Origin of the sequence: Kitasatospora sp. NPDC057512 (assembly GCF_042802135.1) — a bacterium.
Classification (GTDB): Bacteria; Actinomycetota; Actinomycetes; order Streptomycetales; family Streptomycetaceae; genus Kitasatospora.
Genome location: NZ_JBHVET010000268.1, coordinates 1 through 10,249 on the forward strand (window position 1 = coordinate 1; position 10,249 = coordinate 10,249).

General features: G+C 72.9%; 11 protein-coding genes. 5 read left to right on the forward strand and 6 right to left on the reverse strand.

The features are described from left to right. Positions 1–14 precede the first annotated feature (14 nt). Positions 15–590, reverse strand: coding sequence for a TerD family protein (locus ACFU6K_RS18900; protein ID WP_380664419.1), 576 nt, complete (start codon positions 588–590; stop codon positions 15–17). A 134-nt stretch (positions 591–724) separates the two neighbouring features. Continuing rightward, positions 725–1,222 (reverse strand): hypothetical protein, encoded by a 498-nt coding sequence (locus ACFU6K_RS18905; RefSeq protein ID WP_380664421.1) that lies wholly within the window; start codon positions 1,220–1,222, stop codon positions 725–727. A 98-nt stretch (positions 1,223–1,320) separates the two neighbouring features. On the opposite strand from ACFU6K_RS18905, the gene arfB reads away from it, so the two are divergent. Next, a complete protein-coding gene (gene arfB, locus ACFU6K_RS18910) occupies positions 1,321–1,755 on the forward strand; it encodes an alternative ribosome rescue aminoacyl-tRNA hydrolase ArfB (protein WP_380664423.1) in 435 nt (144 codons plus the stop codon). 12 nt (positions 1,756–1,767) lie between these two features. Here arfB and ACFU6K_RS18915 read toward each other — a convergent pair whose 3' ends face one another. Continuing rightward, positions 1,768–2,304 carry a flavin reductase family protein gene (locus tag ACFU6K_RS18915; RefSeq protein ID WP_380664439.1) on the reverse strand — a complete coding sequence of 179 codons (537 nt, stop codon included), beginning with the start codon at positions 2,302–2,304 and terminating at the stop codon, positions 1,768–1,770. 362 nt (positions 2,305–2,666) lie between these two features. On the opposite strand from ACFU6K_RS18915, the gene ACFU6K_RS18920 reads away from it, so the two are divergent. Further along, positions 2,667–4,451 (forward strand): diguanylate cyclase domain-containing protein, encoded by a 1,785-nt coding sequence (locus tag ACFU6K_RS18920; protein WP_380664425.1) that lies wholly within the window; start codon positions 2,667–2,669, stop codon positions 4,449–4,451. A gap of 174 nt (positions 4,452–4,625) precedes the next feature. Beyond that, on the forward strand, positions 4,626–5,618 hold the full coding sequence (locus ACFU6K_RS18925) for a hypothetical protein (RefSeq protein ID WP_380664427.1): 993 nt from the start codon (positions 4,626–4,628) through the stop codon (positions 5,616–5,618). Positions 5,619–5,687: 69 nt separating this feature from the next. Here the strand turns inward: ACFU6K_RS18925 and nagA are convergent, their stop codons facing one another. Together nagA and ACFU6K_RS18935 are read right to left on the reverse strand one after the other, a co-directional pair. Continuing rightward, a complete protein-coding gene (gene nagA / locus ACFU6K_RS18930; protein ID WP_380664429.1) occupies positions 5,688–6,869 on the reverse strand; it encodes an N-acetylglucosamine-6-phosphate deacetylase in 1,182 nt (393 codons plus the stop codon). Next, on the reverse strand, positions 6,866–7,813 hold the full coding sequence (locus ACFU6K_RS18935; protein WP_380664431.1) for an ROK family protein: 948 nt from the start codon (positions 7,811–7,813) through the stop codon (positions 6,866–6,868). The genes nagA and ACFU6K_RS18935 overlap by 4 nt, the downstream gene beginning before the upstream one ends. Before the next feature lie 326 nt (positions 7,814–8,139). On the opposite strand from ACFU6K_RS18935, the gene ACFU6K_RS18940 reads away from it, so the two are divergent. Then, entirely contained in the window at positions 8,140–9,420 is a 1,281-nt protein-coding gene (locus ACFU6K_RS18940; protein ID WP_380664433.1) for an extracellular solute-binding protein, read from the forward strand. 46 nt (positions 9,421–9,466) lie between these two features. Here ACFU6K_RS18940 and ACFU6K_RS18945 read toward each other — a convergent pair whose 3' ends face one another. Then, a complete protein-coding gene (locus ACFU6K_RS18945; RefSeq protein WP_380664435.1) occupies positions 9,467–9,817 on the reverse strand; it encodes a cupin domain-containing protein in 351 nt (116 codons plus the stop codon). A gap of 102 nt (positions 9,818–9,919) precedes the next feature. Here ACFU6K_RS18945 and ACFU6K_RS18950 point away from each other — a divergent pair, with 102 nt between their 5' ends. Then, positions 9,920–10,147 (forward strand): DUF3263 domain-containing protein, encoded by a 228-nt coding sequence (locus tag ACFU6K_RS18950; protein ID WP_380664437.1) that lies wholly within the window; start codon positions 9,920–9,922, stop codon positions 10,145–10,147. The last annotated feature ends 102 nt before the right edge of the window (positions 10,148–10,249 follow it).

Here is a 10,249-nt window from a genome sequence, read left to right on the forward strand (position 1 = left end):
GGTCCGCGGGTGCGTCAGAGCTGGACGCCGAAGTCCTGGGCGATGCCGGCCAGGCCGGAGGCGTAGCCCTGGCCGACGGCGCGGAACTTCCACTCCCCGTTGTTGCGGTAGAGCTCGCCGAAGATCATCGCGGTCTCGGTGGCGGCGTCCTCGGAGAGGTCGTAGCGGGCGATCTCGGCGCCGCCGGCCGCGTTCAGCACGCGGATGTAGGCGTTGCGGACCTGGCCGAAGTTCTGGCCGCGGGCGGTGCCGTCGTAGATGGTCACCGGGAAGGTGATCTTGGCGGCCTCGACCGGCAGGCCGGCCAGGTTGATGTTGATCGACTCGTCGTCGCCCGCGCCCTCGCCGGTGCGGTTGTCACCGGTGTGCACGACGGTGTTGTCCGGCGTGCTGGTGTTGTTGAAGAAGACGAAGTGGGCGTTGGACAGCACCTTGCCGTCCGCGTTCAGGACGATCGCGCTGGCGTCGAGGTCGAACTCGGCGCCGGTCGTGGTGCGGACGTCCCAACCCAGGCCGACGGTGACCGCGGACAGGCCGGGGGCCTCCTTGGTCAGCGAGACGTTGCCACCCTTGGAGAGGCTCACTGGCATGACGATTGCAGTCCCTTCGTTCGCTTCGTTCGCTATTTCCCCGGACAACGCGATACCGCGGTGGCTTGGTTCCGCAGAGGCCGTGAATTCTTCGTGGGCGCCAAACGGAGGGCAAAGACCGGGCAAAGGACGCGTCAGATCCGCCGGAACCGGCCCTGCAGCGTCCAGATGTTCGGGTTGTCGGCCAGGTCGGGGTGCATGTCGAAGAGGTCGGCCAGGGTGTCCTGGAGGAAGTCCCGGGCCTCGCGCCGCAGCTCGCCGTGGCGGACCACCACCGGCGGCTCGTCCGGCAGCCAGGTGGCGGTGACCTCGACCCAGTTGAAGCGGCGGGCGAAGCGCAGCAGCTCGGTGTTCTGGGTGAAGTCGAGGTCGGCGGTCTGCACCCGGGCGGCCCGGACGCCGTCCGGGTCGCGGTCCAGGAGCTCGGCGACGTCGCACAGCGCCCAGGCGAAGTCGAGCACCGGCACCCAGCCCCAGCCGGTGGACAGTTCCGAGCCCTCGCCGTCCAGGTAGACGTCGCCGCAGAACAGGTCGTACCGCAGGGCGTGCACGGACGCGGTGCGGTAGTCCGTCTGCGGGGGGTCGGGGAAGCGGTTGGAGAGGGAGTAGCCGAGCTCGATCACGTACGCCATTGTCGGGGCTCGGGGCGCCTGGGGGTAACCGGGTGCGGAAGCGGGGGGCGTACCGATATCCGGGTGACCGGGCGGGCCGGGCGCGGGATGATGGACGCATGTCCGAGCCCATCCGCGTACAGGGGTCGGTGGTCGTCCCCGACGCCGAGCTCGTCTGGCGCTTCTCGCGTTCCTCCGGCCCCGGCGGCCAGCACGTCAACACCTCCGACTCCAAGGCCGAGTTGCGCTTCGACCTGGCCTCGACCAGGGCGCTGCCCGAGGTGTGGCGCGAGCGCGCGCTGGAGCGGCTGGCCGGTCGGCTGGTGGACGGCCGGGTGCTGGTGGTCCAGGCCTCGGAGTTCCGCTCGCAGTGGCGCAACCGGGAGGCGGCCGCGGCCCGGCTGTCGGCGCTGCTGACCGAGGCGTGCGCGCCGCCGCCGAAGGCCCGGCGGGCGACCAGGCCGAGCCGGGGGATGGTCCAGCGGCGGCTGGAGAACAAGAAGCACCGCTCCGAGCTGAAGCAGGGCCGCCGGGCGCCGCGGGGCGGCGAGTAGCCGGCGCGGCCCTCAGCCGAGGGTGCGGTAGCCGCCGCGGAAGTAGAGCAGCGGGCGGCCGCCGGGGTCGGGCACCGCGGCCTCCAGGACGCGGCCGAGCAGCAGGGTGTGGTCGCCGGCGGGTATCCGCTGCTCGGTGCGGCACTCGACGGTGGCCAGCGCGCCGTCGACCAGCGGGGCGCCGGTGCGCGGGCCGCGGTGGTGCGGGGTGTCCGCGAACAGCAGCCGGTCGCTGAGCCGGCCCTTCATGGCGAACCGGGAGCCGAGCGTCTTCTGTCCCTCGGTCAGCACCGAGACCGCCCAGGTGTCCACCCGGGAGAGCACCTCGTCCATCCGGGAGTCCTCGCGGACCGAGATCAGCACCAGCGGCGGCTCCAGCGACACCGAGAGGAAGGACGTGGCGGTCATGCCGACGTCCTCGCCGTCCTCCGGGTCGTGGACGGTCACCAGGCTCACGCCGGCGGCGAGCTGGGAGAGGGCAGCCCGGAACTCGTCGGGCGTGGCGTGGGGGGCAGCTTCGGGCTGCGGCGACGGGTACACGTACCGCACGGTAGTCGTCACCCGGGAGGAACGGCATCGGGCCTTGGTCGTAGGACCGGCGGTCCGGCCGAAGGGTTGCGCTCGGTGGCCGAACTCACCCTCAGGAGTGAAGCCACCGGACTGGCGGGCGCAGTCGGCTTCAGTCGGCGGCCAATGCGGTCGACCACCAGAATTGTTCCGATGACGCTGTATGTCCCGCTATGGGACAGATGAACTGATTAAGGGCGCATTAGTCTCGTGTGATTTAAGTCACAAGTGATGGCCTATTGCTGACCGAGCGTGCCGAGCGCTGTGCTCCCTGTGATTCAGTTCTTCTGGCAATCGGACGATAACCAATCAAGAACTATCCGAAGCAGCCGGGGAGCCCCCGCATGGAAGCCGAGTCGGAGCCGTACGTCCGTCTCGCGACCCTCCGCACCTTGCACCGGGTCGTGGCGGACCTCAACGCTGCCCGCAGCCTCGCCGGCACGCTCCAGGCCGTTGTCGAGGGCGCGGTGCACGGGCTCGGCTTCGACGCCGCCGCGGTCAGCCTGGTCAGGCCCGACGGCGACCTCGTGGTGGCGGCCGTCTGGGAGCTGGAGGAGAGCCCGATGGGCGGCCCCTCCGTCCTGCTCGGCCAGGTCGGCTCCCGGGAGTCCTGGGACCGGCTGCTCGGCGTCAGCGACCACTGGGGCACCCTGCGCTTCCTGCCGTACGACCGCGGCTGGGCCGTCGCCAGCGACATCCCGCGCTGGATCGGGGACGGCCCGCTGCCGGTGTACGCCAACGACTGGCACCCCGCCGACGGGCTGCTCGCCCCGATGTACAGCGCCGGCGGCGACCTCCTCGGCGTCCTCTCGGTGGACCGCCCGCGCAGCGGCAAGCGGCCCGGCGCCTGGACCCGCGAGGCGCTGGAGATGTTCTCGCTGCAGGCCTCCATCGCGATCGGCAACGCCCGGCTGCGGGCCGAGATGCAGCGCGCGCTGGCCCGCCTGGAGAAGGAGCAGCAGGCGCTGCGGGCCAGTGAGGAGAGCTTCCGCCAGGCCTTCGAGTACGCGCCCAGCGGGATGGCGATCACCGAGCTGCACGGCGTCGGGCGCGGCCAGCTGACCAGGGTCAACGACGCGCTCTGCCGGCTGCTCGGCCGGCCCCGGGCGGTGCTGCGCCAGCAGAGCTTCGCCGACCTGGTGCACCCCGAGGACCGGGCGCTGCTGGAGCGCACCAGCGCCGAGAGCGGCCGCGCGGAGCTGCGGCTGTCCCGGCGGGACGGCGGCTACCAGTGGGTCTGCCTGCGCAACTCGATCGTCGCGGACGCGGCCGAGGGCCCGAGCTTCCTGCTCACCCACGTCGAGGACATCGAGGACCGCAAGCGGCACGAGTTCCAGCTCGCCCACCGGGCCAGCCACGACGCGCTCACCGGGCTGCCGAACGGCGCCGAGCTCAAGGCCCGGCTGGCCCGCCGGCTCTGCGCCCAGCCGCAGCCGGTCGGCGCCACCGGGGGGCAGGTCGAGGTGGCCTACCCGCAGCCGTACGGCTACCCGGCCGACTCCTACAGCGCGCACGCGGCGCACGACGGGCTGGAGGGCGCGGACCCGTTCGGGCCGGCGCACGGCTACGGCCTGCCCGAGGGGCTGCCGAGCGGGCTCGGCCCGGGCTTCGGGGAGCACGTGCACGCGGTGGTCCCGGCCGAGTACGGGCCGGGCGGCGACGCCTGGTCGGCGCCGTTCCGCTCCGGCGCCGCGGCGGCGGTGGACAAGGGGCTCGCGGTGCTCTTCTGCGACCTGGACGGCTTCAAGTCGATCAACGACCGGTTCGGTCACAACGCGGGCGACGCGGTGCTGGTCGAGGTCGCCCGGCGGCTGAGCCAGGCCGTCCGGGACGGCGACACGGTGGCCCGGCTCGGCGGCGACGAGTTCGTGGTGCTGGCCGACGGGATCGGCCGCGAGGAGGCCAAGGACCTCGCCCACCGGCTGCGGGGCGCCATCATCCCGCCGATGCGGATCGACGGACGGGCGATGCGGGTGGGGGTGAGCCTCGGCGTCGGCTGGGCCGGCTGCGGGATGAGCATCGAGGAGGTGCTGCAGACCGCGGACGAGCGGATGTACGACGAGAAGCGGGCCCGGGGCGGGGCGGTGCGCGGGGCGCGCGGCGAGCGCTCGCACCGGCGCGCGGGCTGATCCGGCGGACGGCCGCCGCGGGCCCGGGCCGGCCCTGGCCGTCCCGGTTACCCGTGAGTTGTCAAGGGTTCTTTTCCCGCCGTCACATACGGCAGGTAGGGTTCCCGGTACGACAGCGTCCATGATCTGCGCCGCCCGCAGCACGCGGCGCACCGGATGGGGGAGCAGACCACCGTGACGACCGCCGGCAGCAACGGAGTGCCCGAGGGCCAGGGGGGCGGTGCCCCGCAGGACGACGACCCGTTCGGCTACCTCTACCGCCCGGCCGACGGTTCCACCGGGCAGCCGGCCGAGCCGCAGCAGGGGGTCCCGCGCACGCCGTACAGCCGCCCGATGGAGGTCGGGCGCGCGCAGTACGGCTACCCGCCGCGGCAGCAACAGCAGCAACAGCCGTACGGCCAGCAGGGCATGCCGCCGCAGTACCCGGGCGGCCAGCCGCAGGCCCCGTACGGTCAGTCCGGCCCGCCGCAGCAGCCCGAGTACGGTGCGGCGCCCACCCAGCAGACCCGCTACGCCGAGCACTCCCGGCCGCAGCCGGGCGAGGAGCCGCGCAGCAGCGGCCGGAGCAAGGGCGCGGTGATCGGCGCGGTGGCCGTGGTCGCGGCGATAGCGATCGGGGCGGGCATAGCCCTCTCCACCGGGGATCCGGACGACAACAAGAACGCCAAGGGCGGCACCGCCACCACCGCCCCGCCGGCCCCCACCACCCCGGGGCCGACCACTACGACCGCCGCCGGCTCCCCCTCGGCGAGCGCCACCCCGGTCTCCGGACCGACGACCGTGGACGCGGGCCAGCTCCAGGGGCAGAACGCGCCGTCCGCCAACACCGTCAAGGGCGCCAAGTCGGCCGACGGCAGCTACCTGACGCTCCAGCCGGGCGGCTCGGTGACCTGGACGGGCGAGATCGCCACCGCCGGGTCGTACAAGCTGACCGTGCACTACAACTACTCGGGCGCGGAGTTCAAGGGCGCGGCCGCGGTGAACGGCAAGGACTGGCCGAGCGGGGTGACGTACAAGATCTACGGGCCGCAGCCCAAGGACCAGACCTCCGCCTGGTACAGCACCTGGATACTGCCGCAGTTCCAGGCCGGGCCGAACACGGTGACCCTCACGGTGCCCTCCGGCGCGGTCCTGGTCGACCAGATCACCATCGAGCCGGGCGGCTGAGCCCGCCCCTCCTCCGGACACACCACGGCCGCCCGTCCCCGCGTGGGGGAGGGCGGCCGTCGGCGTCGCTCAGGCGGGCTTGACGGTGGAGAACCTCTCGCCGCCGACGATCCACCGGCCGCGGCGCATCACCGCGACCAGGTCGTAGCCGTCGGAGTCGACCACGACCAGGTCGGCGAGCTTGCCGGTCTCCAGCGAGCCGATCGAGTCGCCCAGGCCGAGCAGCCGGGCCGGGGTGGCGGACAGCGACTCGACGGCCTGGTTCAGGCTCAGCCCGTTGACGGTGACCGAGCGCTTGAACGCCACGTCCAGCGTGAGGGTCGAGCCGGCGATCGCACCGCCCTCGACCAGCCGGGCCACGCCGTCCTTGACCTCGACCTGGAGCGGGCCGAGCGGGTAGAGGCCGTCGCCCATGCCGGCCGCGCCCATCGCGTCGGTGATCAGGGCGACCCGGTTCGCGCCGGCCGTGCCGTAGGCGAGGTCCAGCACGGAGGGGTGCAGGTGCACGCCGTCGTTGATCAGCTCGACGGTGACCCGCTCGTCCTCCAGCAGCGCCACGATCGGGCCGGGGGCGCGGTGGGCGATGCCGGGCATGGCGTTGAACAGGTGGGTGGCGACGGTGGCGCCGGCCTCGATCGCCTCCAGGGTGGTGGCGTAGTCGGAGTCGGTGTGGCCGACGGCGGCGATCACCCCGAGGTCGGCGAGCATCCGCACCGAGTCCAGGCCGCCGGGCAGTTCGGGGGCCAGGGTGACCATCCGGGCGTGGCCGCGGGCGGCGTCGACCAGCTTGCGCACCAGCGCCGGGTCGGGGTCGCGCAGCAGGTCGGGACGGTGGGCGCCGCAGCGGTTGTGCGAGATGAACGGGCCCTCGAAGTGGATGCCGGCCAGGACGCCGTCCTCGACGAGTTCGGAGAGGACGTGCGCCTGGCGGGCGACCTCGTCGATCTCGCCGGTGACGGTGGAGGCCACCGTGGTGGTGGTGCCGTGCTCCAGGTGGGTGCGGGCGGCCAGCAGCGCCTCCTCGGCGATGCCGGAGGCGTACGAGGCACCGCCGCCGCCGTGGACGTGCAGGTCGACGAAGCCGGGGACGACGGTGTACCCGGTCAGGTCGAGGTCGCCGGGCTCGGTGTCGCCGCCGAGGCCGGCGATGCGCTCGCCCTCGACGGCGAGGCGGTCGCCCTCGACGACGCCGCCGGGCAGGACCAGTCGGGCACCGGCCAGGGCAGTACGGTCACGGTCCGCGGTGGTCACGCGGTCACCTCCATGGAGAGCAGATCCCAGGCGAGCAGGCCCGCGCCCAGGGACGCGGCGGTGTCTTTGAGCATGGCGGGTACGACCTTCGGGGGCATCTGGAAGGTCAGTCGCCCGGTGACCGCCGCGCGCAGCGGAGTGAAGAGCGTGTCGCCGGCCTCGGCCAGCCCGCCGCCGACGATCACCGTGGACGGGTCGAGCAGGCTCTGGGCCAGCACGATGCCGTCCGCGAGGGCGTCGACGGCCCGCTGCCAGACCGCGAGGGCGCGGTCGTCCCCGGCGTCCACCGCGGCGGCGCAGGATGCCGCGTCGGCGTCGGGGTTGCCGCTGGCCTCGGCCCAGGCGCGGGAGACGGCGGAGGCGGAGGCCAGCGTCTCCAGGCAGCCGCGGGCGCCGCAGCCGCACTGCGGGCCGCCCGGGCGGACCACGACGTGGCCGATCTCGCCGCCGTAGCCGTGCGCGCCGGCCTCGATCCGGCCGTCGATGCCGATGGCGCCGGCGATGCCGGTGCCGAGGGCGATGAACAGGAAGCGGTCGACGCCGCGGCCGGCTCCGAGCCGTCCCTCGGCCAGGCCGCCGGAGCGCACGTCGTGGCCGAGGGCCACCGGCATCGCGCCGCCGTCCGGTCCGGCCAGCCGCTCGCCGAGGAGCTTGCGCAGCGGGAGCTCGCGCCAGCCGAGGTTGGCGGAGAAGACCGCGATGCCGTTCTTCTCGTCGATCGTGCCCGGGACGGCGACACCGGCCGCGAGCGGGGCGACGCCGAAACGGCTGCGGCCCTCGTCCGCCAGGTCGGCGGCGAAGTCGAGGATGGCGGCGACGACGGCGTCCGTGCCGTGCTCCCGCCCGGTCGGTCGGCGTGCCTCGAACAGCACGGAGCCGTCCTGGGCGAGCAGCGCGGCCTTCATGCCGGTGCCGCCTACATCGAGTGCGATGACGTGCTTCACGGAGGACAGTTTCCCTTGGGCGGGTAGAAGAGGTCTAGTCCAGTTGTCGGATTGGTCTGGTCCATACTGGGTGAGCTTTGTCGCAGCTGCGGGGGTGTGCGCGGCTTTGCGCCGGGGGGCGGGGCGGGCGCGGACCGGGGTGCGTGGGGGGTTTTGTTGCGCATTGTGCAATGACGCCGAGCACTTCGATAACTACTGGGGCGGCGCCGGGCGGTGGTGTGGACCGGTGGTCGACGGGTTTGGGAGTGTTGCGCGTCCCCCTGCCGGATTCCCCCGTTCCGGCTGCGTTCACCCCCCGTTCCATCCCCCCGAAGGCGGTACCCGCGTTGAACAGGCGCGTCCACGTCCCCACCCGTGTGCTCGGCGGTGCGCTGGCCGGAGCACTGGTCCTCACCGCGGTCAGTGCCTGCGGCGGGCAGGACGACGGGCCGGTCACCCTCAAACTGGTCGCCGCCGACTACGGGGAGAGCCCCGAGACCAGCTCCCAGCACTACTGGGACGCGGTCGCCAGGGACTTCGAGGCGGCCAACCCCGGGATCAGGGTCAGCGTCGAGGTGGACAGCTGGACCGAGATCGGCAAGAAGGTCGAGGACATGATCGCGGCCGGCAAGTCGCCGGACCTGCTCCAGACCGGCGGCTTCGCGGACCAGGTCGCGGCGGACCGGCTGTACCCGGCGTCCGACGTGCTCTCGGTGGACACCCAGGCCAGGTTCCTGGACACCTTCGCGCACGCCGGGCAGGTGGTCGGGACGCAGTACGGGATCCCGTTCGTCTCCTCGTCGCGGGTGCTCTTCTACAACAAGGCGGTGTTCCGGCAGGCCGGGATCACCCAGCCGCCGGCCACCTGGAACGAGCTGCGGCAGGACGCCGAGAAGATCAAGGCCAAGGTGCCGGGGGTGACCCCGTACGGGCTGCCGCTGGGGCCGGAGGAGGCGCCGGCCGAGTCGATGCTGTGGACGCTGAGCGGCGGCGGCAGCATCTCCGACGACGTCGGCAACTACACCATCGACAGCACCCAGAACCAGGCGACCTTCGGCTGGCTGAAGAGCAACCTGGTGGCCACCGGGCTGACGTACCCGGACCCGGGCAAGATGAACCGCACCCCGGTGTTCCAGGACTTCGCCGCCGGGAAGGTCGCGATGCTGAACGGGCACCCGACGCTGCTGCGGATGGCGACCGCCGGGAAGATCGAGTTCGGGACGGCGCCGATCCCGAAGAAGGACGGCGTCGGACGGACCGGGAGCCTCGGGGTCGCGGACTGGATGATGGCGCTGAAGGCGAACGGGCACAAGAACGAGATCAAGAAGTTCCTGGCCTTCGTCTACGGCAAGGACAACCAGCTGAAGTTCGACGAGCAGTACAACCTCCTGCCGGTCACCCAGGACGCGTTCGCCCAGATGTCGTCCGACCCCAAGCACGAGGACCTCAAGCAGTTCGCGGTCGGGCTCACCAACGCGAGCTTCTACCCGTTCGGCGACCCGGCCTGGGGCGAGGTCAGCAACCGGATCAAGGCCGGGATCGGGCAGGCCGTGACGGGGGACCCGAAGCAGGTGCTCGACGGCCTGCAGGACGCGGCGGTGAAGGAAGCGGCGAAGGTCCGCAAGTAGGGCGCCGGCCGGGCCGGGGCGTGGTTCGCCCCGGCCCCGGCGGAGTTCAGGGGAGCGTGATGGCGTAGGCCTTGCGGAGGGTCTCGTGGACCGTCCAGGTGGTGCGGTCGCCCTCGCGCAGGACCGCGCAGTCGCCGGGGCCGACCTCCAGGGTCGGGCCGCCCTCGACCTCGATGGTGGCCCGACCGCTGAGCACCACGAACATCTCGTCCGCCTCGACGTCGGTGACCACGCCGGGGGTGATCTGCCAGAGACCGCGCAGGTGGCGACCGTCGGCGGACTCGGAGAGCACCTTGCCGGTGACCTCGGGGGTGCCCGAGACGATCTGGGCCGGGTCGAGCGGGTCGGGGTCGAGGTCGGCGGTCGGGATGTGCAGGGCGAAGCTCGGCGTGGTCATGGGGGTGACGGTAGCCGGGCGCGGGGAGCGGTGGGGCGAGCAGTGTGTGTCCGGGTCGCGCGGGAGAATGACACTCCGTAGCGGTGGACGGAGGTGTCGGCGGTGGGCGAGCTGGGCGAGCGGGACCGGGCGGTGCTGGCGCTGGAGGGGCGGCAGTGGCGGACGGCGGGGGCCAAGGAGCGGGCGATCCGGGAGGAGCTGGGGCTCTCCCCGACGCGGTACTACCAGGTGCTGAACGCCCTGCTGGACCGGGAGGAGGCGTTGGCGCACGCGCCGGTGCTGGTGAACCGGTTGCGGCGGGTGCGGGAGGCCCGGCGGGGGGCCCGTTGACGGGTGGGGGGTTGGGCTCTCGGGAGGGTGGGGGGCCGGGGGCGGCTCCGGGGGTGGCCGCTCCGGGGGCTGGATGATTTTCAGACTGCCGGTGCTGTGGGT